Source organism: Pseudomonas sp. PDNC002 (assembly GCF_016919445.1).
In the GTDB taxonomy this organism is placed as follows: domain Bacteria; phylum Pseudomonadota; class Gammaproteobacteria; order Pseudomonadales; family Pseudomonadaceae; genus Pseudomonas.
On record NZ_CP070356.1, the window covers coordinates 2,966,375 to 2,986,849 of the forward strand.

The following is a 20,475-nucleotide window of genomic DNA, read 5'->3' on the forward strand; positions in this document are numbered from 1 at the left end:
GACGCCATCGTGATATTCGACTTCTCCGTCATCTGGGACAGCCTGCCGCTCTACTTCAGCGGCCTGCTGGTAACCCTCAAGCTGCTGGCCATCTCGCTGTTCTTCGGCCTGCTCGCGGCGGTGCCGCTGGCGCTGATGCGCTGTTCGAAGAACCCGGCGGTGAACCTGCCCGCCTGGCTCTACACCTACGTGATCCGCGGCACCCCGATGCTGGTGCAGCTGTTCCTCATCTATTACGGCCTGGCGCAATTCGCCGTGGTGCGCGAAAGCTTCCTCTGGCCGTGGCTGTCCAACGCCACCTTCTGCGCCTGCGCCGCGTTCGCCATCAACACCAGCGCCTATACCGCCGAGATCCTCGCCGGCAGCATTCGCGCCACACCCCATGGTGAGATCGAAGCCGCCAAGGCCATGGGCATGTCGCGCCTGAAGATGTATCGCCGCATCCTGCTGCCCTCGGCCCTGCGCCGCGCGCTGCCGCAGTACAGCAACGAAGTGATCATGATGCTGCAGACCACCAGCCTGGCGTCCATCGTCACCCTGGTGGACATCACCGGCGCCGCGCGCACCGTGTACTCGCAGTACTACCTGCCGTTCGAGGCGTTCATCACCGCCGGCATCTTCTACCTGATCATGACCTTCACCCTGGTGCGCCTGTTCAAGCTGGCCGAGCGCCGCTGGCTGGCCTATCTCGCGCCGCGCAAGCACTGAGGAAAAGACCGTGGAACGTATCGATCATCTGCTGCCGTGGAGCAGCCTGGGTAGCGAGCGCCGCCTGAGCGTGTTCCGCTACGGCAAGGGCCCGCGCAAGGTCTATATCCAGTCCAGCCTGCACGCCGACGAGCTGCCGGGCATGCGCACCGCCTGGGAACTCAAACAGCGCCTGGCCGACCTCGAGTCGCGCGGGCAACTGAACTGCGTCGTCGAACTGGTGCCGGTGGCCAACCCCATCGGCCTGGGCCAGACCCTGCAGGCCAGCCACCTGGGCCGTTTCGAGTTCGGCAGCGGGAAGAACTTCAACCGCGATTTCGTCGAGCTGAGCGCTCTGGTTGCCGAGCGTGTCGGTGAAAAGCTGGGCGCTGACGAAGCCGCCAACGTCGAGCTGATCCGTCAGGCCATGCGTGATGGCCTCGACGCGCTGCCGCCGGCTTCGTCCGAGCTGCAGGGCATGCAGCGCATACTGCTGCGCCATGCCTGTGATGCCGAGGTCGTACTCGACCTGCACTGCGATTTCGACGCCGCCATCCATGTCTATGCGATCCCGCAGCACTGGCCGCGCTGGAAGTCCCTGGCCGCACGCCTGAAGGCTGGCGTGGCGCTGCTCGCCGAAGATTCCGGCGGCAGTTCCTTCGATGAATCCTGCTCGCTGCCCTGGCTGCGCCTGTCGCAGGCCTTCCCGCAGGCGGCGATTCCGCTGGCGTGCCTGGCGACCACGGTCGAGCTGGGTGGCGTGGGCGATACCCGCGTCGACCAGGCGCAGGACAACTGCGAAGCCATCCTCGGCTTCCTGGCCGAGCAGGGCCTGATCGCCGGCGACTGGCCGGCAGCCCCGGCTGAATGCTGCGAAGGCATGCCGTTCGAAGGCACCGAATACCTCTACGCGCCCCACGTCGGTGTCGTGAGCTTCCTGCGCAAGGCGGGGGAGTGGGTGGAGAAGGGCGACGCGCTGTTCGAGGTGGTCGACCCGCTGAACGACAAGGTCAGCACCGTACGCGCCGGGACCTCCGGCGTGCTGTTCGCCATCGAGCGTGGGCGCTACGCCCAGCCAGGGCTTTGGCTGGCCAAGGTGGCCGGGCGTGAGCCGTTCCGCAAGGGCCGGCTGATCAACGACTGAATTCGAGAACCGACACCATGTACAAACTTGAAATCCAGGACCTGCACAAGCGCTACGGCACCCACGAGGTGCTCAAGGGCGTCTCCATGGCGGCCAAGGCAGGCGACGTGATCAGCATCATCGGCTCCTCCGGCTCGGGCAAGAGCACCTTCCTGCGCTGCATCAACCTGCTGGAGCAGCCCCACGCCGGCAAGATCCTGCTCAATGGCGAAGAGCTCAAGCTCGTGCCGAACAAGGACGGTGCGCTCAAGGCCGCCGACGCCAAGCAGCTGCAGCGCATGCGCTCGCGCCTGTCGATGGTGTTCCAGCACTTCAACCTGTGGTCGCACATGAGCGCCCTGGAAAACGTCATCGAAGCGCCGGTCCATGTACTGGGCGTGTCGAAGAAAGAGGCGCTGGAAAAGGCCGAGCACTACCTGGCGAAAGTTGGCGTGGCGCACCGCAAGGACGCCTATCCCGCGCACATGTCCGGTGGCGAGCAACAGCGCGTGGCGATTGCCCGTGCGCTGGCGGTCGAGCCGGAAGTGATGCTGTTCGACGAACCGACCTCGGCGCTCGACCCCGAACTGGTCGGCGAAGTGCTGAAGGTCATGCAGGACCTGGCCCAGGAAGGCCGCACCATGGTGGTGGTGACCCACGAGATGGGCTTCGCTCGCGAGGTCTCCAACCAGCTGGTGTTCCTGCACAAGGGACTGGTGGAAGAGACGGGCTGCCCGAGGGAAGTCCTCGCCAACCCGCAATCGGAACGCCTCAAGCAGTTCCTTTCCGGCAGCTTGAAGTAAGCTGTCTGTCATTCGCACCGTTGGGTGAACCTGCCGCATGACCGCACAACGCATCGGATTCCTGCTCTGGCCGCACACGCGGGCGCTGACCCTTGCGCTGGCCGAGGAGGCCCTGCGGGTCGCCCGCCGACTGCACCCCGAGGCGCTCTACGAGCCCGTGTTCATGAGTGCCGAGACGGTGGCCGAAGCCGATGGCTGGCGCCTGCCGGGGCAGGCCTGGAATGGCGTGCTGGAGCAATGCCAGCGCATCTTCCTGGTCGCCGACGAGATTCCACAGACGGTCTCTGCGCCGCTGGCCGCCGTGCTCAAGCAGCTGTCGCGCAGCGGCGTGAGCATTGGTGCGCTGTCCGCCGGTATCTATCCGCTGGCGCAGTTGGGCCTGCTCGACGGCTACCGCGCCGCTGTGCACTGGCGTTGGCACGACGATTTCACCGAGCGTTATCCCAAGGTCATCGCCACCAACCACCTGTTCGAGTGGGATCGTGATCGCCTCAGCGCCTGCGGCGGCATGGCGGTGCTCGACCTTCTGCTGGCCGTGCTGTCCCGCGACCATGGCGCGGAACTGGCTGGCGCGGTATCCGAAGAGCTGGTGGTGGAGCGCATCCGCGAAGGCTCCGAACGCCAGCGCATCCCGCTGAAGAACCGCCTCGGCTCCAGCCACCCGAAGCTCACCCAGGCGGTGCTGCTGATGGAGGCGAACATCGAGGAGCCGCTGACCACCGACGAGATCGCCCAGCACGTGTGTGTCTCGCGCCGCCAGCTGGAGCGCATCTTCAAGCAGTACCTGACCCGCGTGCCGAGCCAGTACTACCTGGAACTGCGCCTGAACCGCGCGCGGCAGATGCTCATGCAGACCAGCAAGTCGATCATCCAGATCGGCCTGTCCTGCGGTTTCTCCAGCGGCCCGCACTTCTCCAGCGCGTACCGCAACTTCTTCGGCGTGACTCCACGCGAAGACCGCAACCAGCGTCGCGGCCAGGGTGCCGCCGAAGCCGCTCCGGTCGCCACCGAGCGGGGTTGAGGCCCGTCCGGTTTCAGGCCTCTGCAAGAACCCCTCCCCCTAACCCTGGCTGCGCGCCTCGCTCCTCAAACGGGAGAGGGGATCGTTCGGCACAGGCGAATCCATGGCGTCAGCCGGCACCGCTTGCCCCCTCTCCCTTCAGGGAGAGGGCTGGGGAGAGGGAGGCGTGCGCGCAATCGTTCCCATTGGGTCTGCGCCGTAGGGCGAATAACCTGGAACAGGTTATCCGCCGCTCCTGGCACGGCGAATAACGCTGGCGCGTTATGCGCCCTACAGTCCGGCTCGCTCCTGCAACGAATGCTCCTCCCGCCTTATTCCTTTTCCCCTTGTTCGCCGAGCGAACAAATTCCACGCCCGTTGGTACCCGCAGCAGTTCGCAGGCCTTACACTGCGCCTTCCCGACGCTTTCTGTCGCATTTCCGTAAGCCTCGGCAATTCGCGGGTTGGCGCTATAACAAGTTGTCGCATGGCGGCAATGACGGCCCGCGGATCGTCCCTACAATCCATCCATCGATAGCCGCCTCACCAGGCAGGAGAACACCGATGTCCGCTCCGCAAGCTCAGGTCCAACGCTCCGACTTCGACCAGGTCATGGTTCCCAACTATTCGCCGGCTGCCTTCATTCCGGTGCGTGGCGAAGGCTCGCGAGTCTGGGATCAGAGCGGCCGAGAGCTGGTGGATTTCGCGGGCGGCATCGCGGTGAGCTCCCTGGGTCACGGCCATCCGGCGCTGATGCAGGCGCTAGCCGAGCAGGCGAGCAAGATCTGGCACGTCTCCAACGTGTTCACCAACGAGCCAGCCCTGCGCTTGGCCAAGAAGCTGATCGACGCCACCTTCGCCGAGCGCGTGTTCTTCGCCAACTCCGGCGCCGAGGCCAACGAGGCCGCGCTGAAACTGGCTCGTCGCTACGCCCATGACGTCTACGGCCCCGAGAAGTACGAGATCATCTCGATGGTCAACAGCTTCCACGGCCGCACCCTGTTCACCGTCAACGTTGGCGGCCAGGCCAAGTATTCCGATGGTTTCGGCCCGAAGGTCGAAGGCATCACCCACATTCCGTTCAACGACCTGGAAGCCCTGAAGGCGGCCATCTCCGACAAGACCTGCGCCGTGATCATCGAGCCGGTGCAGGGCGAGAGCGGCGTGCTGCCGGCCGACCAGGCGTACCTGGAAGGTGTGCGCAAGCTGTGCGACGAGAACAACGCGCTGCTGATCTTCGATGAAGTGCAGAGCGGCTTCGGTCGTATCGGCTACCTCTACGCCCACCAGTACTACGGCGTGAACCCGGACATCCTCTCCAGCGCCAAGGGCCTGGGCGGCGGCTTCCCGATCGGCGCCATGCTGACCACCGCGAAGATCGCCGAGCACCTGGTCGTCGGCACCCACGGCACCACCTACGGCGGCAACCCGCTGGCGTGTGCGGTCGCTGGCGCCGCCTTCGACGTGATCAACACCCCGGAAGTGCTCGAAGGCGTGAAGGCCAAGCACGAGCGCTTCAAGGTCCGCCTGGAGAAGATCGCCGCCGAGTACGGCATCTTCACCCAGGTGCGCGGTATGGGCATGCTGATCGGCGCGGTGCTCAACGACGCCTTCAAGGGCAAGGCCAAGGACGTTCTCAACGCCGCCGAGAAGGAAGGCGTGATGGTCCTGCAGGCCGGCCCGGACGTGGTGCGTTTCGCGCCCAGCCTGGTGATCCCGGACGCCGACATCGACGAAGGCCTGGATCGCCTCGAGCGCGCCATCGCCAAGCTGACCCGCGGCTGATCCCCCGGCTACGCTGAATCGGCGGGGCCCGCGCCTCGCCGTTTAGCCGGCCGGATTGTCCCGGCTGGTGCTTTCGAATGCCCTGATGAGTGCGGCACGGGTCGTGTCGCGCCTGCCAATCACGAATTTTGTCTGGTTAGAGGAGTGACGCCATGCTGGTGATGCGCCCCGCCCAAGTGGCCGACCTGCAGCAAGTGCAGCGTCTCGCCGCGGACAGCCCGGTCGGCGTCACGTCGCTGCCGGACGACGCGGAACGCCTGCGGGAAAAGATCCTTGCCTCGGAGGCCTCGTTCGCCGCCGAAGTGAGCTTCAACGGTGAAGAGAGCTATTTCTTCGTGCTGGAAGACACCGACACCGGCCGCCTGGTCGGCTGCTCGGCCATCGTCGCCTCGGCCGGTTTCTCCGAACCGTTCTACAGCTTCCGCAACGAGACCTTCGTGCACGCCTCCCGCGAGCTGAAGATCCATAACAAGATCCACGTCCTGTCGCTGTGCCACGACCTCACCGGCAACAGCCTGCTGACCAGCTTCTACGTCGAGCGCGACCTGGTGAACACGCCGATCGCCGAGCTCAACTCCCGTGGCCGCCTGCTGTTCATGGCCAGCCACCCGGAGCGCTTCGCCGACGCGGTGGTGGTGGAGATCGTCGGCTACAGCGACGAGCAGGGCCAGTCGCCGTTCTGGAACGCCATCGGGCGCAACTTCTTCGACCTCGACTACACCGAGGCCGAGAAGCTCTCGGGGCTGAAGAGCCGCACCTTCCTCGCCGAGCTGATGCCGCACTATCCGATCTACGTGCCGCTGCTGCCGGACGACGCGCAGGAGGCCATGGGCCAGGTGCATCCGCGTGCGCAGATCACCTTCGACATCCTGATGCGCGATGGCTTCGAATCCGACAACTACGTCGACATCTTCGATGGTGGCCCGGCGCTGCACGCGCGCACCTCGGGCATCCGCTCCATCGCCCAGAGCCGTCAGGTGCCGGTGCGCATCGGTGAAGGCGGCAAGGGCAATCGCGGTTACCTGGTGACCAACGGCCAGCTGCAGGATTTCCGCGCCATCGTCGTCGAACTCGACTGGGTACCGGGCAAGCCCGTGACTCTGAACCAGCAAGCCGCCGAAGCCCTGGGCATCGGCGAGGGCGCCAGCGTGCGCCTGGTTGCGATCTGAGGGGAGAGAGCATGATCGTCCGTCCCGTAACCAGCGCCGACCTGCCGGCTCTTTTCGATCTGGCGCGCAGCACCGGCACCGGCCTGACCACGCTGCCAGCCAATGAACAGCGCCTGCAGCACCGCGTGAACTGGGCCGAAAAAGCCTTCCGCGGCGAAGCCGAGCGCGCCGATGCCGACTACCTGTTCGTCCTCGAAAACGATGACGGCAAGGTGGTGGGGATTTCCGCCGTCGCTGGCGCCGTCGGCCTCCGCGAGCCCTGGTACAACTACCGCGTCGGCCTGACCGTCAGCGCCTCCCAGGAACTGGGCATCCATCGCGAGATTCCCACGCTGTTCCTGGCCAACGACCTCACCGGGCAGTCCGAGTTGTGCTCGCTGTTCCTGCATGCCGACCATCGCGCCGGCCTGAATGGCCGGCTGCTGTCCAAGGCACGCTTCCTGTTCATCGCCGAATTCCGCGAGCTGTTCGGCGACAAGGTGATCGCCGAGATGCGCGGCATGTCCGACGCGGCTGGCCGTTCGCCGTTCTGGGAAAGCCTGGGCCGGCACTTCTTCAAGATGGAGTTCAGCCAGGCCGACTACCTGACCGGCGTGGGCAACAAGGCCTTCATCGCCGAGCTGATGCCCAAGTTCCCGCTCTACAGCTGCTTCCTCTCCGAGGATGCGCGCGAAGTGATTGGCCGCGTCCACCCGGACACCGAGCCGGCGCTGGCCATGCTCAAGGCCGAGGGTTTCAGCTACCAGGGTTACGTCGACATCTTCGACGCCGGCCCCGCCATCGAGGCGCCGACCGAGAAGATCCGCGCCATCGCCGACAGCCAGAACCTGGTGCTGGCCATCGGCACGCCGGGCGATGACGCCGAGCCCTTCCTGATCCACAACCGCAAGCGCGAGGAGTGCCGCATCACCGCCGCACCCGCGCGCCTGGCCGCTGGTTCGCTGGTGGTCGATGCGCAGACCGCCAAGCGCCTGCGCCTGTCCGCCGGGGCTTCGGTCCGCGCGGTGCCCCTCTCCGGAAAACGCAACTGACGCCGCCCGGCGTCAGGGGAGCCTGATGATGAATACCCACTACATTGCCGGCCAGTGGCTGGCGGGCGAAGGCGAGCCGCTGGAATCGCTCTGTCCGGTCAGCCAGGCCGTGGTCTGGTCCGGCCGTGCCGCCTCCGAGCAGCAGGTCGCCGCCGCCGTTGCCGCCGCGCGCAATGCCTTCCCGGCCTGGGCGCGCCGCCCGGTGGAAGAGCGTATCGCCGTGCTGGAGCGCTTCGCTGCCTCCCTGAAAGGCCGCTCCGAGGAGCTGGCCCGCGCCATCGGCGAGGAAACCGGCAAGCCGCTGTGGGAAGCCGCCACCGAAGTGACCAGCATGGTCAACAAGGTCGCCATCTCGGTCCAGGCTTTCCGTGAGCGCACCGGCGAGAAGAGCGGCCCGCTGGCCGACGCCACCGCCGTGCTGCGCCACAAGCCCCACGGCGTGGTGGCCGTGTTCGGCCCGTATAACTTCCCTGGCCACCTGCCCAACGGCCATATCGTGCCGGCGCTGCTGGCGGGTAACGCCGTGGTGTTCAAGCCCAGCGAGCTGACCCCGAAGGTTGCCGAGCTGACCCTGCAGGCCTGGATCGAGGCGGGCATTCCCGCTGGCGTGATCAACCTGGTCCAGGGCGCCCGCGATACCGGCGTGGCTCTGGCAGGCAATGGCGACATCGACGGCCTGTTCTTCACTGGCTCCAGCCGCACCGGCAACCTGCTGCACAGCCAGTTTGGCGGTCGCCCGCAGAAGATCCTCGCGCTGGAAATGGGCGGCAACAACCCGCTGGTGGTCGACGAAGTGAAAGACGTCGACGCCGCCGTCTACACCATCATCCAGTCCGCCTTCATTTCCGCCGGCCAGCGCTGCACCTGCGCCCGCCGCCTGCTGGTGCCGCAGGGTGCCTGGGGCGACGCGCTGCTGGAGCGCCTGGTGGCGGTGGCCTCGACCATCAAGGTCGGCCGCTTCGACGAACAACCGGCGCCCTTCATGGGCTCGGTGATTTCCCTCGCCGCTGCCGAGCATCTGATCAAGGCCCAGGACAATCTGCTGGCCAAGGGCGCCAAGCCGTTGCTGGCGATGACCCAGCCGTTGGCTACCGCCGCGCTGCTGACCCCCGGCATCCTCGATGTGACTGTCGTGGCCGAGCGCCCGGACGAAGAGTTCTTCGGCCCGCTGCTGCAGGTGATCCGCTACGCCGACTTCGATGCCGCCGTGCGCGAAGCCAACGCCACCCAGTACGGCCTCGCCGCCGGCCTGCTGTCGGACTCGCGCGAGCGCTATGAGGACTTCCTCATCGAAAGCCGCGCCGGCATCGTCAACTGGAACAAGCAGCTGACCGGCGCCGCCAGCAGCGCGCCGTTCGGCGGCATCGGCGCCTCCGGCAACCACCGCCCGAGCGCCTATTACGCCGCCGATTACTGCGCGTACCCGGTCGCCTCGCTGGAGAGCGACAGCCTGAGCCTGCCTGCAACCCTGACTCCGGGAGTGAGCCTGTGATGACCGCCTATGAAATGAACTTTGATGGCCTGGTCGGACCGACGCACAACTACGGCGGCCTGTCCTACGGCAACGTGGCGTCGCAGAGCAACAGCCAGGCCGCATCCAACCCGCGTGAAGCGGCGAAGCAGGGCCTGTCGAAGATGAAGGCGCTGATGGAGCTGGGCTTCAAGCAGGGTGTATTCGCCCCGCAGGAGCGCCCGGCCGTCGCCTCGCTGCGCGCCCTGGGCTTCTCCGGCACTGACGCCGAAGTCATCGCCAAGGCGGCCAAGGAGGCCATGCCGCTGCTGGCCGCGGTCAGCTCTGCGTCCTGCATGTGGACGGCCAACGCCGCCACCGTCAGCCCCAGTGCCGACACCGCCGATGGTCGCGTGCACTTCACCGCGGCCAACCTGAACTGCAAGTTCCACCGCTCCATCGAGCATCCGCAGACCAGCCGCATCCTCGCGGCGATGTTCAACGACGAGCAGCGCTTCGCCCACCACGCCGCTTTGCCGGCGGTCGCCCAGTTCGGCGACGAGGGTGCGGCCAACCACACGCGCTTCTGCAAGTCCTACGGCGAAGCGGGCGTGGAGTTCTTCGTGTTCGGCCGCAGCGCCTTCGACAGCCGCTTCCCGGCGCCGCAACGCTATCCGGCGCGGCAGACCCTGGAAGCCTGCCAGGCGGTCGCCCTCCTGCACGGCCTGAGCGATGACGGCGTGGTCTATGCCCAGCAAAATCCGGCGGTGATTGACCAGGGCGTGTTCCATAACGACGTGATCGCGGTTGGCAACGGCGAAGTGCTGTTCCACCACGAAGACGCCTTCCTCGACACCGAGCGCGTCCTCGCCGAACTGCACGACAAGCTGGGTCGCCGTGGCGGCCGCTTCCGCGCCGTCTGCGTGCCGCGCGACCAGGTCACTGTGGAAGACGCGGTGAAGTCCTACCTGTTCAACAGCCAACTGCTCACCCGTGCCGACGGCAATATGCTGCTGATCGTCCCGGAGGAGTGCCGCAAGAACGAGCGCGTGTGGAGCTACCTGTCGCGCCTGACTGCCGAGGACGGCCCGATCCGCGAGGTGAAGGTGTTCGACCTCAAGCAGAGCATGCAAAACGGCGGCGGCCCCGCCTGCCTGCGCCTGCGCGTGGCGCTGAACGACGCCGAGCTGGCGGCGGTCAATCCCGGCGTGATCATGACCCCGACCCTGCACGACACCCTGGTCACCTGGGTCGACAAGCACTACCGCGATCGACTTGCCGAGTCCGACCTGGCCGACCCGCAACTGCTGGTCGAGTGCCGGACGGCGTTGGATGAATTGACTCAGATCCTTAAACTGGGCTCGGTTTATCCCTTCCAGCTGAACTGAGTGAATGACATGACCGAAAGCCTCCCGCTGATTCTCGAAGACAACAAGGGCGAACGCCGCGAGACCCACACCGCGCGCCTGGCCATCCGACTGGAAGGGCGCGAGCTGTGGCTGGAAGCCGACGGCAAGGGCGGCCTGGTGATCTACGCCGACTCCCATGAGGACGACGCCGAGATCCCGCTGCTGGTGGTGCGCCCGCAGGCGGTGAACCAGTTGGGCTTGAGCCTGGAACTGGAAGCCGCCGAAGTCCACGAACATGGTCCAGACTGTGGATGTGACCACCACCACTGACCGCGGAGTCCACGGCCGGCCAGGCCGCAGGACATGATGGAGGCGTCCGCATGCTAGCCCTGGGCAAACTGCTCGAACTGACCCTCGCCGGCCGTGAGCCGACGGAAAAGATTCAGCTCACCGCAGACGGCACCCGTTTGCACTGGCTGGCCGAAGGCGCCCTTGAAATCACTCCGCCGGTGGCGCGGGACAATGGCCGCGACCTGCTGCTCTCGGCCGGTATCCATGGCAACGAGACCGCGCCCATCGAGCTGATCGACCGCCTGGTGCACCGCATCGCCCGCGGCGAGCTGAAGCCGGCGGCGCGGGTGCTGTTCCTGCTCGGCAATCCCGAGGCCATGCGTCGCGGCGAGCGTTACCTGGAACAGGACATCAACCGCCTGTTCTGCGGTCGCCATGAAGAGGGCAGCGGCAACGAGGCCCTGCGCGCGGCGGAGCTCGAGCGACTGGCCGCTGCGTTCTTCGCCCGTGACGGCCGCCCACGCCTGCACTACGACCTGCACACCGCTATCCGCGGCTCGAAGATCGAGCAGTTCGCGCTCTATCCCTGGGCCAGCGGCCGCGAACATTCCCGCGAGGAGCTGGCGCGCCTGCGCAGCGCCGGCATCGACGCCGTGCTGCTGCAGAGCAAGCCGGGCATCACCTTCAGCGCCTACACGTACAGCCACCTGGGCGCCGAGGCCTTCACCCTGGAGCTGGGCAAGGCGCGGCCGTTCGGGCAGAACCAGTCGGTGAACCTGGATCGCCTGGAAGCCATGCTCGAAGGCGTAATCAGCGGCCAGGAGGCAGACAGTGCGCAGCTCGACGGCCTGCAGCTGTTCGCCGTTTCCCGCGAAGTGATCAAGCACAGCGACCACTTCCGCCTTCACCTGGACGACGCGGTGGACAACTTCACCGAGCTGGACCACGGCTTCCTGCTTGCCGAGGACATCGGCGGCACCCGCTGGATAGTGGAAGAGCAGGGGGCGCGGATCATCTTCCCCAACCCGCGGGTGAAGAACGGCCTGCGTGCCGGCATTCTGGTGGTGCCTACCGAGCTCTGATTTGCCATTCTTCCCGGCTGGCTTCGCGGTTTCCCTTCACGCCGAACGGCTCCCTCTCCCTTCGGAGCGGGGCGCGTAGCCAGGGCTGGGGAGAGGGGAGCGGGCTACGGGGATACTTCGGCGTAGACTTGGCACCATTCCCCCTCCCTAACCCTCCCCCTTAAGGGAGAGGGGACCATCCGGCGTGGCTGCAGGTGATGCTGCTCGCCGACGAGGCTCTATTAATAATCCGCGCCTTGTTCCTCTGCCTCCAAGCCCTTAGCATCGGCCCTTTCCGCCTGATGCCCGAGGAGCCTTGCCATGTCCATCATCGACCTTCGCAGCGACACCGTGACCCTGCCCACCGCCGGCATGCGCGAGGCGATGGCGCGGGCCGAACTGGGCGATGACGTCTACGGCGAAGACCCGACAGTGAACCGCCTGGAAGCAACCCTGGCCGAGCGCCTGGGTTTCGCTGCCGCGCTGTTCGTGCCTACGGGCACCATGAGCAACCTGCTCGGCCTGATGGCCCACTGCGGCCGGGGCGACGAGTACATCGTCGGCCAGCAGGCACATACCTATAAATATGAAGGTGGTGGCGCCGCCGTGCTGGGTTCGATCCAGCCGCAGCCCATCGATGGCGAAGCCGATGGTTCGCTGGATCTGGCCAAGGTCGAGGCAGCGATCAAGCAGGACGATTTCCACTTCGCCCGCACCCGCCTGCTGGCGCTGGAAAACACCATGCAGGGCAAGGTCCTGCCGCTGACCTACCTGGCGGCTGCACGCGAGATGACCCGCCGTCGTGGCCTGGCGCTGCACCTGGATGGGGCGCGCCTGTACAACGCGGCGGTGAAGCTGGGTGTGGACGCCCGCGAGATCACCCGCCACTTCGATTCCGTTTCGGTCTGCCTTTCCAAGGGCCTTGGTGCGCCGGTGGGTTCGGTGCTCTGTGGCGATGCTGAGCTGATCGGCCGGGCGCGCCGCCTGCGCAAGATGGTCGGCGGTGGCATGCGCCAGGCCGGCGGCCTGGCAGCGGCTGCACTGTATGCGCTGGATCATCAGGTCGAGCGCCTGGCCGAGGACCACGCCAACGCCGAAGCGCTGGGACGTGGCCTCGCGGAACTGGGCTACAGCATCGAGCCGGTACAGACCAACATGGTCTATGTCGGTATCGGCGAGCAGGCCGGCGCTTTGGGCGAGCATTTGGCCGAGCGCGGCATCCGCGTCAGCCCGGCGGCGCGCCTGCGCCTGGTCACTCATCTCGACGTGAAAAGCGCGGCCATTCCTCGAATCGTCGAAGCATTCGCCGCCTTTCGTCGTTCCTGACAGAAATTATTGCGCGATAGGCGTTAACTATCGCGCAAAGACACTACAACCTTGATGCGGGGCCGATATAATGCGGCCCTTTGCCGGCGATTCGTGGCCGCATTTTTCCGTGGAAGAACCTATGAAAAGCGCTGAAATCCGTGAAGCCTTCCTCCGCTTCTTCGAAGAGAAGGGGCACACCCGCGTAGCGTCCAGTTCGCTGATCCCCGCGAACGACCCGACCCTGCTGTTCACCAACGCAGGCATGAACCAGTTCAAGGACTGCTTCCTGGGTCTGGAAAAGCGCGCCTACACCCGCGCCACCACCAGCCAGAAGTGCGTGCGTGCCGGCGGCAAGCACAATGACCTGGAAAACGTCGGTTACACCGCGCGCCACCACACCTTCTTCGAAATGCTGGGCAACTTCAGCTTCGGCGACTATTTCAAGCGCGACGCCATCACCTACGCCTGGGAATTCCTCACCTCGGACAAGTGGCTGAACCTGCCCAAGGACAAGCTCTGGGTCACCGTCTACGCCACCGATGACGAGGCCTACGACATCTGGACCAAGGAAGTCGGCATTCCGGCCGAGCGCATGGTCCGTATCGGCGACAACAAGGGCGCGCCGTACGCCTCCGACAACTTCTGGGCGATGGGCGACACCGGTCCGTGCGGCCCGTGCACCGAGATCTTCTTCGACCACGGCGCCGACATCTGGGGCGGCCCGCCAGGCTCGCCGGAAGAAGACGGCGACCGCTACATCGAGATCTGGAACAACGTCTTCATGCAGTTCAACCGCACCGCGGACGGCGTCATGCACGCGCTGCCGGCGCCGAGCGTGGACACCGGCATGGGTCTTGAGCGCATCAGCGCCGTGCTGCAGCACGTCCACTCGAACTACGAGATCGACCTGTTCCAGAGCCTGCTGAAGGCTTCCGCAGAAGCCATTGGCTGCGCCAACGACAACGCGCCGTCGCTGAAAGTCGTGGCCGACCACATCCGTTCGTGCGGCTTCCTGATCGCCGACGGCGTGCTGCCTTCCAACGAAGGCCGCGGCTACGTGCTGCGCCGCATCATCCGTCGCGCCTGCCGCCACGGTAACAAGCTGGGCGCCAAGGGTACCTTCTTCCACAAGATCGTGGCCGCGCTGGTCGGCGAGATGGGCGAAGCCTTCCCCGAGCTCAAGCAGCAGCAGGCGCACATCGAGCGTGTGCTGAAGACCGAGGAAGAGCAGTTCGCCAAGACCCTGGAGCAGGGCCTGAAGATCCTCGAGCAGGACCTGTCCGAGCTCAAGGGCAGCGTCATCCCCGGCAACGTGGTGTTCAAGCTGTACGACACCTACGGCTTCCCGGTGGACCTGACCAACGACATCGCCCGCGAGCGCAGCCTGACCCTCGACGAGGAAGGCTTCGAGCGCGAGATGGAGGCCCAGCGCGAGCGCGCCCGCTCCGCCAGCGCCTTCGGCATGGATTACAACAGCCTGGTGAAAGTGGATGGCGACACCCGCTTCCTCGGCTACCAGGGCGTTTCCGGCGCTGGCCAGATCATCGCGCTGTTCAAGGATGGCAAGGCCGTCGAGCAACTGAACGAAGGCGAGGAGGGCGTCGTCGTCCTCGACCAGACCCCGTTCTACGCCGAGTCCGGCGGTCAGGTCGGTGATAGCGGCTACCTGCAGGGTGCCGGCGTGCGCTTCGACGTGCGCGACACCACCAAGGCCGGCGGTGCGCACCTGCACCACGGTGTGGTTGCCCAGGGCAGCCTGAGCGTGGGCGCGGCTGTCAAAGCCGAAGTCGACGCCTCCGTGCGCCAGGCCACTGCGCTGAACCACTCCGCTACCCACCTGCTGCACGCCGCGCTGCGCCAGGTGCTGGGCGATCACGTCCAGCAGAAAGGCTCGCTGGTCGACAGTCAGCGCCTGCGCTTCGACTTCAGCCACTTCGAGGCGATCAAGCCCGAGCAGCTGAAGCAGCTGGAGGACATCGTCAACACTGAGATCCGCAAGAACTCCGAGGTCGAGACCGAAGAGACCGACATCGAATCCGCCAAGAACAAGGGCGCCATGGCGCTGTTCGGCGAGAAGTACGGTGATCAGGTGCGCGTGCTGAGCATGGGCGGCAGCTTCTCCGTCGAACTTTGCGGCGGCACGCACGTGTCCCGTACCGGCGACATCGGCCTGTTCAAGATCACCAGCGAAGGCGGTGTGGCCTCCGGCGTGCGCCGTATCGAAGCGGTCACCGGCGCCGCTGCGCTGGCTTACCTCAATGGTGCCGAAGAGCAGCTCAAGGAAGCGGCCGGCCTGGTCAAGGGCAGCCGTGACAACCTGCTGGACAAGCTGTCCGGCCTGATCGAGCGCAACCGTCAGCTGGAAAAAGAGCTGGAACAGCTCAAGGCCAAGGCCGCCAGCGCAGCCGGCGACGACCTGGCGGGTTCCGCCGTGGACGTCGGCGGCGTGAAGGTGCTGTCCTCGCGTCTCGACGGCCTCGATGGCAAGGCGCTGCTGGCGCTGGTCGACCAACTGAAGAACAAGCTGGGCAGCGGCGTGATCCTGCTGGGCGGCGTGTTCGAAGAGAAGGTCGTGCTGGTCGCCGGTGTGACCCAGGATCTGACCGGCAAGCTCAAGGCCGGTGATCTGATGAAGCAGGCCGCTGCAGCCGTGGGTGGGAAGGGCGGTGGTCGCCCGGACATGGCTCAGGGCGGTGGCGTGGATGCCGGCAAGCTGGACGAAGCTCTGGCACTGGCAGTGAAATTTGTCGAACAGGGCCTCTAAAGGCCCTGAAATACGGGGCCCGCAGCGCGTCCGGCGGGCCTTGGCAGCATGCGGTGATGCATGTTTAATGGGCGCCCTTCAGGAATCAGGCGGCTTTTGAAATGGCTTTGATCGTACAGAAGTTTGGAGGGACCTCCGTCGGCACCGTCGAGAGAATCGAGCAGGTAGCCGAGAAGGTGAAGAAATTCCGTGAAGCAGGCGACGACATCGTCGTAGTGGTGTCCGCCATGAGCGGCGAGACCAACCGCCTGATTGGTCTGGCCAAACAGATCATGGACCAGCCGATCCCGCGTGAGCTGGACGTCATGGTCTCCACCGGCGAGCAGGTGACCATCGCCCTGCTGAGCATGGCGCTGATGAAGCGCGGCGTGCCGGCGGTGTCCTACACCGGTAACCAGGTCCGTATCCTGACCGACAGTTCCCACACCAAGGCGCGTATCCTGAGCATCGACGATGCGAACATTCGCGCAGATCTGAAGGCTGGCCGCGTAGTCGTGGTCGCCGGCTTCCAGGGTGTGGATGAGCACGGCAATATCACCACCCTCGGCCGTGGCGGCTCCGACACCACCGGCGTGGCCCTGGCGGCGGCGCTGAAAGCTGACGAGTGCCAGATCTACACCGACGTCGATGGCGTCTACACCACCGACCCGCGCGTCGTGCCGCAGGCGCGCCGCCTGGACAAGATCACCTTCGAAGAGATGCTGGAAATGGCCAGCCTCGGTTCCAAGGTGCTGCAGATCCGTTCGGTGGAATTCGCCGGCAAGTACAACGTCCCGCTGCGCGTGCTGCACAGCTTCCAGGAGGGTCCGGGCACCCTCATTACCCTTGATGAAGAGGAATCCATGGAACAGCCGATCATCTCCGGCATCGCCTTCAACCGCGACGAAGCCAAGCTGACCATCCGTGGCGTACCGGATACCCCCGGCGTTGCTTTCAAGATTCTCGGCCCGATCAGTGCCGCCAATGTAGAAGTCGACATGATCGTGCAGAACGTCTCGCACGATAACACCACCGACTTCACCTTCACCGTGCACCGCAACGACTACCAGGCCGCCCTGGAAATCCTCAAGCAGACCGCCACCAGCATCGGTGCGCGCGAAGCCACCGGCGACACCAACATCGCCAAGGTTTCCATCGTCGGCGTCGGCATGCGCTCCCATGCCGGTGTCGCCAGCCGCATGTTCGAAGCCCTGGCCAAGGAGACCATCAATATCCAGATGATCTCCACCTCGGAAATCAAGGTTTCTGTGGTCATCGAAGAGAAGTACCTCGAGCTGGCGGTCCGTGCTCTGCACACCGCATTTGAACTCGACGCCCCCGCCCGACAGGGCGAGTAAGGGGAGAAACTTCGAAAGGCGCGGCTAACCCGCGCCTTTTGTCGTTTTTGACTGTCAGTCAGGAACTTTCTTTCCGACAGGACTGGTCAATACTTGGGTGAAGGATTCGAGCACTTGATCTACACGAATCTGCCACCATTTCTTTTTTTGCAGACTGCTTATCCCGTAACACGTAAGGAGAAAGGAATGCTGATTCTGACTCGCCGGGTCGGAGAGACCCTGATGGTCGGTGATGACGTCACCGTGACTGTGCTGGGCGTCAAAGGAAATCAGGTGCGTATCGGTGTGAATGCGCCGAAGGAAGTTGCTGTGCACCGTGAGGAAATTTACCAGCGCATCCAGAAAGAGAAAGACCAAGAACCAAACCATTAATTTTTCTAAATTTTTTCTTTGCAAACGGGGAAAACATGGTTATCATGCGCCCCGTGTTGCGGAGAGGTGGCCGAGTGGCCGAAGGCGCTCCCCTGCTAAGGGAGTACACCTCAAAAGGGTGTCGGGGGTTCGAATCCCCCCCTCTCCGCCATTGCATCTCCTGGTGCGATGAGCTGTCCGGTTACGTAAGTGGCTGAAATGATTGAAAAATCGTGTTGACAGGTCAGAAGTTTAGCACTAGAATTTGCGCCCTCATCAGCGCACTCATAGCTCAGCTGGATAGAGTACTCGGCTACGAACCGAGCGGTCGGAGGTTCGAATCCTCCTGAGTGCGCCATATACGAAGCAACGCGAAAGCGGGGTTTCAGTGGCAAAGAAGGCGAAGCCTGAACTTGCTGCAGCCAGTTGGTGAATCTGGTTAAACTTTACCGACGACGCACTCATAGCTCAGCTGGATAGAGTACTCGGCTACGAACCGAGCGGTCGGAGGTTCGAATCCTCCTGAGTGCGCCATATACAAAAGGGCCTGCAGAAATGCAGGCCCTTTTTCTTTGCGCGGAAGAAAGTTATTTCCACTCGAAGTGCTGTCAGCGCTTTGTCTTTCCCGCCACGCAACCGTCCTCGTCGAATGTGACGCTGCGTGCCCCGTGCTTCTTGTCCGCCAGGTAGTGGTAGCGCAGCGTTTCGTTGTTCTGGCTGATCGTGTCCGGTCGCCCCAGGGCGCTCTCGACGTCCGCGCGCGTCATCCCCGTCCGGATTCTCCCTTCGATGATCGCCTTGCGCCGGTCCGCGCCGGTAACGCGATTGCCGCATCCGTTCTGTTGCTCGCCGACAACCACAAGCGTATCGGTCTGGGTGGTGGCTTCCTGTGCGCGTGCATTCCTGTGGGACGCAGAGGCTGGCGCGGTAGCCATGGGGACGGGCTTGCCGCTGCCGGGCGTGGGATTGCTCGGCGCTGTCACCTCCTGCTGTTCATCGACGGGGCAGCCATGCTGGCTAAACAGCACGCTGCCGTCAGCGGCGGTGCAGCGGAACACCGTGGCACCTTCGCTGGTCGGTACTAAGGTCATGAGTGAGGACAGCAGAATGGGCAGGCGCATGGTTTCCTCCGTGATTACGAGCCTGCCAAGAGCCTAGGAGTGGAGTTTGTCAGTCGGAGCCGGGTGTCCTGTGGGAGCTTTCGGGCGTCAGACCGGGCAGTGATTCGGCAGTGAACTTTCGGCCGCAAGCGATTGTTCTGGCCGCCATTTTGTAACGCCTAATACACCCCGGAGTGTTATCATTTCCCGCATCTGCCCTCGATGGGCGCATGGGACACCACCATGGACTTACCCAGTAGTTATTCAGAACCCCGATTGCGTACACACGACCTGATGTATTGATCCCCTCTGGCCCGTTCTGCCACTGGGGGTGGAGCGTGCTATGACCGAAGTAGAAGCCAAGAAGCCGCAGGAAAGCCTGCAGGACCGCCTCAACCAGGTGGTCGACCTGCTGCACAAGCACAAGCTGGTGGAAGACCTGACGCACCGTCAGGAAGGCCAGCATCATGATCGCGTCGAAAACCTGGTTCATCGCCAGAATCTTGCGGAGCTTCAACGCAAGCTGGACGAGTTGCACCCGGCTGACATCGCCCACATCCTCGAGTCCCTTCCGCTGGATGACCGCCTGACGGTCTGGCAGCTGGTCAAGGCCGAGCGCGACGGCGATATCCTCCTCGAAGTCTCGGATTCCGTGCGGGAAACCCTGATCGCCGACATGGACGATCACGAGATTCTCGCCGCCGCCCGGGACATGGACGCCGACGAACTCGCCGACCTCGCACCGGAGCTGCCGCGCGACGTCGTCCACGAGTTGATGGAAACCCTCGATGCGCAGCAGCGCGAGCGCGTGCGCTCGGCGTTGTCCTACGAGGAGGACCAGGTGGGCGCGCTGATGGACTTCGAGATGGTCACCATCCGCGACGACGTCAGCCTGGAGGTAGTGCTGCGCTACCTGCGCCGCCTGAAAGAACTGCCCGGCCACACCGACAAGCTCTTCGTGGTCGACTACGACGGCGTGCTCAAGGGTGTGCTGCCGATCAAGCGCCTGTTGGTTAACGATCCGGAGAAGGACGTGGCGGAAGTCATGGCCACCGACCCGGTGACCTTCAGTCCTGACGAAGACGGCTACGATGCCGCCCAGGCATTCGAGCGTTATGACCTGATTTCCGCCCCGGTGGTGGACAAGAACGGCAAGCTGATCGGTCGTCTGACCATCGACGAAATGGTCGACCTGATCCGTGAGGAAAGCGAAAGCGAAGTCCTGAACATGGCGGGTCTGCGCGAGGAGGAAGATATCTTCGCCTCGGTCTGGAAATCGGTGCGCAACCGCTGGGCCTGGCTGGCCACCAACCTCATCACCGCGTTCATCGCCTCGCGGGTGATCGGCCTGTTCGAAGGCTCGATCGAGAAGCTGGTGGCGCTGGCAGCGCTGATGCCCATCGTTGCCGGCATCGGCGGCAACTCCGGCAATCAGACCATTACCATGATCGTGCGCGCCATGGCGCTGGACCAGATCCAGACCAACAGCGCCAACCGCCTGCTGCGCAAGGAACTCGGCGTGGCCCTGGTGAACGGCCTGGTATGGGGCGGGGTGATCGGCCTGGTAGCCTTCTATCTGTATGGCAACTGGGAGCTGGGCGCGGTGATGACCGGCGCGATGACGCTGAACCTGCTGCTCGCCGCCCTGATGGGCGTACTGATCCCGATGACGCTGCTGCGTCTGGGGCGCGACCCGGCCATGGGTTCCAGCGTGATGATCACCGCCATGACCGACAGCGGTGGTTTCTTCATCTTCCTCGGGTTGGCCACGCTGTTCCTGATGTAGCCAGCGCCAGCGAAAGGGCCGCCCGCGAGGCGGCTTTTTTGTGCCCGTCATGCTGTCGGAGGGAAATCGCGGGCATGAAA

At 64.7% G+C, this 20,475-nt stretch carries 17 protein-coding genes and 3 tRNA genes; 19 read left to right on the top strand and 1 reads right to left on the bottom strand.

Going from position 1 to position 20,475, the window contains the following annotated elements; translation table 11 throughout:
* Window positions 1-9: 9 nt before the first annotated feature.
* The 18 genes from JVX91_RS13670 to JVX91_RS13755 all read left to right on the top strand — a co-directional run bounded on the left by JVX91_RS13670 (window position 10) and on the right by JVX91_RS13755 (window position 18,043).
* A complete protein-coding gene (locus JVX91_RS13670) occupies window positions 10-708 on the top strand; it encodes an ABC transporter permease (RefSeq protein WP_037017106.1) in 699 nt (232 codons plus the stop codon).
* A 10-nt stretch (window positions 709-718) separates the two neighbouring features.
* The gene (locus JVX91_RS13675) at window positions 719-1,831 is read left to right on the top strand and encodes a succinylglutamate desuccinylase/aspartoacylase family protein (protein ID WP_205339714.1); all 1,113 of its coding nucleotides are present in this window, start codon (window positions 719-721) and stop codon (window positions 1,829-1,831) included.
* Window positions 1,832-1,848: 17 nt separating this feature from the next.
* Complete coding sequence (gene aotP / locus JVX91_RS13680; RefSeq protein WP_205339715.1) at window positions 1,849-2,613, top strand: arginine/ornithine transport ATP-binding protein AotP; 765 nt, start codon at window positions 1,849-1,851, stop codon at window positions 2,611-2,613.
* Between the two features lie 37 nt (window positions 2,614-2,650).
* Complete coding sequence (gene argR / locus JVX91_RS13685) at window positions 2,651-3,634, top strand: transcriptional regulator ArgR (protein ID WP_205339716.1); 984 nt, start codon at window positions 2,651-2,653, stop codon at window positions 3,632-3,634.
* Between the two features lie 543 nt (window positions 3,635-4,177).
* Window positions 4,178-5,398, top strand: coding sequence for an aspartate aminotransferase family protein (locus JVX91_RS13690; RefSeq protein WP_205339717.1), 1,221 nt, complete (start codon window positions 4,178-4,180; stop codon window positions 5,396-5,398).
* A gap of 152 nt (window positions 5,399-5,550) precedes the next feature.
* On the top strand, window positions 5,551-6,567 hold the full coding sequence (aruF, locus tag JVX91_RS13695; protein ID WP_169940017.1) for an arginine/ornithine succinyltransferase subunit alpha: 1,017 nt from the start codon (window positions 5,551-5,553) through the stop codon (window positions 6,565-6,567).
* Between the two features lie 11 nt (window positions 6,568-6,578).
* Complete coding sequence (gene astA / locus JVX91_RS13700) at window positions 6,579-7,598, top strand: arginine N-succinyltransferase (protein ID WP_024766337.1); 1,020 nt, start codon at window positions 6,579-6,581, stop codon at window positions 7,596-7,598.
* A gap of 25 nt (window positions 7,599-7,623) precedes the next feature.
* Entirely contained in the window at window positions 7,624-9,090 is a 1,467-nt protein-coding gene (gene astD / locus JVX91_RS13705) for a succinylglutamate-semialdehyde dehydrogenase (RefSeq protein WP_205339718.1), read from the top strand.
* Window positions 9,090-10,436, top strand: a complete 1,347-nt coding sequence (gene astB / locus JVX91_RS13710) for an N-succinylarginine dihydrolase (RefSeq protein WP_205339719.1) — start codon at window positions 9,090-9,092, stop codon at window positions 10,434-10,436. Before astD ends, astB begins: the two co-directional genes overlap by 1 nt.
* 9 nt (window positions 10,437-10,445) lie before the next feature.
* Window positions 10,446-10,727 carry a hypothetical protein gene (locus JVX91_RS13715; protein WP_054907334.1) on the top strand — a complete coding sequence of 94 codons (282 nt, stop codon included), beginning with the start codon at window positions 10,446-10,448 and terminating at the stop codon, window positions 10,725-10,727.
* A gap of 50 nt (window positions 10,728-10,777) precedes the next feature.
* Complete coding sequence (gene astE / locus JVX91_RS13720) at window positions 10,778-11,770, top strand: succinylglutamate desuccinylase (RefSeq protein ID WP_205339720.1); 993 nt, start codon at window positions 10,778-10,780, stop codon at window positions 11,768-11,770.
* 300 nt (window positions 11,771-12,070) lie between these two features.
* Window positions 12,071-13,075 carry a low-specificity L-threonine aldolase gene (gene ltaE, locus JVX91_RS13725; protein WP_205339721.1) on the top strand — a complete coding sequence of 335 codons (1,005 nt, stop codon included), beginning with the start codon at window positions 12,071-12,073 and terminating at the stop codon, window positions 13,073-13,075.
* Between the two features lie 121 nt (window positions 13,076-13,196).
* A complete protein-coding gene (alaS, locus tag JVX91_RS13730; RefSeq protein WP_205339722.1) occupies window positions 13,197-15,821 on the top strand; it encodes an alanine--tRNA ligase in 2,625 nt (874 codons plus the stop codon).
* Window positions 15,822-15,922: 101 nt separating this feature from the next.
* The gene (locus JVX91_RS13735) at window positions 15,923-17,158 is read left to right on the top strand and encodes an aspartate kinase (protein WP_169940003.1); all 1,236 of its coding nucleotides are present in this window, start codon (window positions 15,923-15,925) and stop codon (window positions 17,156-17,158) included.
* Between the two features lie 186 nt (window positions 17,159-17,344).
* Window positions 17,345-17,530 (top strand): carbon storage regulator CsrA, encoded by a 186-nt coding sequence (gene csrA / locus JVX91_RS13740; RefSeq protein WP_003085981.1) that lies wholly within the window; start codon window positions 17,345-17,347, stop codon window positions 17,528-17,530.
* A gap of 60 nt (window positions 17,531-17,590) precedes the next feature.
* Window positions 17,591-17,681 (top strand) — tRNA-Ser (locus JVX91_RS13745).
* A gap of 109 nt (window positions 17,682-17,790) precedes the next feature.
* Window positions 17,791-17,867: transfer RNA gene (locus tag JVX91_RS13750), tRNA-Arg, on the top strand.
* A 99-nt stretch (window positions 17,868-17,966) separates the two neighbouring features.
* A tRNA-Arg gene (locus tag JVX91_RS13755) sits at window positions 17,967-18,043 on the top strand.
* Window positions 18,044-18,117: 74 nt separating this feature from the next.
* Here the strand turns inward: JVX91_RS13755 and bamE are convergent.
* Window positions 18,118-18,630, bottom strand: a complete 513-nt coding sequence (bamE, locus tag JVX91_RS13760) for an outer membrane protein assembly factor BamE (protein ID WP_205339723.1) — start codon at window positions 18,628-18,630, stop codon at window positions 18,118-18,120.
* Between the two features lie 322 nt (window positions 18,631-18,952).
* Here bamE and mgtE point away from each other — a divergent pair, with 322 nt between their 5' ends.
* Entirely contained in the window at window positions 18,953-20,395 is a 1,443-nt protein-coding gene (mgtE, locus tag JVX91_RS13765) for a magnesium transporter (RefSeq protein ID WP_205339724.1), read from the top strand.
* Window positions 20,396-20,475: the final 80 nt, after the last annotated feature.

Excerpts from the sequence above, each read along its gene's own strand:
- aotP (WP_205339715.1), top strand. The coding sequence starts at position 1,849 with ATGTACAAACTTGAAATCCAGGACCTGCACAAGCGCTACGGCACCCAC.
- argR (WP_205339716.1), top strand. The coding sequence starts at position 2,651 with ATGACCGCACAACGCATCGGATTCCTGCTCTGGCCGCACACGCGGGCG.
- JVX91_RS13690 (WP_205339717.1), top strand. The coding sequence starts at position 4,178 with ATGTCCGCTCCGCAAGCTCAGGTCCAACGCTCCGACTTCGACCAGGTC.
- aruF (WP_169940017.1), top strand. The coding sequence starts at position 5,551 with ATGCTGGTGATGCGCCCCGCCCAAGTGGCCGACCTGCAGCAAGTGCAG.
- astA (WP_024766337.1), top strand. The coding sequence starts at position 6,579 with ATGATCGTCCGTCCCGTAACCAGCGCCGACCTGCCGGCTCTTTTCGAT.
- astD (WP_205339718.1), top strand. The coding sequence starts at position 7,624 with ATGATGAATACCCACTACATTGCCGGCCAGTGGCTGGCGGGCGAAGGC.
- astB (WP_205339719.1), top strand. The coding sequence starts at position 9,090 with ATGACCGCCTATGAAATGAACTTTGATGGCCTGGTCGGACCGACGCAC.
- JVX91_RS13715 (WP_054907334.1), top strand. The coding sequence starts at position 10,446 with ATGACCGAAAGCCTCCCGCTGATTCTCGAAGACAACAAGGGCGAACGC.
- astE (WP_205339720.1), top strand. The coding sequence starts at position 10,778 with ATGCTAGCCCTGGGCAAACTGCTCGAACTGACCCTCGCCGGCCGTGAG.
- ltaE (WP_205339721.1), top strand. The coding sequence starts at position 12,071 with ATGTCCATCATCGACCTTCGCAGCGACACCGTGACCCTGCCCACCGCC.
- alaS (WP_205339722.1), top strand. The coding sequence starts at position 13,197 with ATGAAAAGCGCTGAAATCCGTGAAGCCTTCCTCCGCTTCTTCGAAGAG.
- JVX91_RS13735 (WP_169940003.1), top strand. The coding sequence starts at position 15,923 with ATGGCTTTGATCGTACAGAAGTTTGGAGGGACCTCCGTCGGCACCGTC.
- csrA (WP_003085981.1), top strand. The coding sequence starts at position 17,345 with ATGCTGATTCTGACTCGCCGGGTCGGAGAGACCCTGATGGTCGGTGAT.
- bamE (WP_205339723.1), bottom strand. The coding sequence starts at position 18,630 with ATGCGCCTGCCCATTCTGCTGTCCTCACTCATGACCTTAGTACCGACC.
- mgtE (WP_205339724.1), top strand. The coding sequence starts at position 18,953 with ATGACCGAAGTAGAAGCCAAGAAGCCGCAGGAAAGCCTGCAGGACCGC.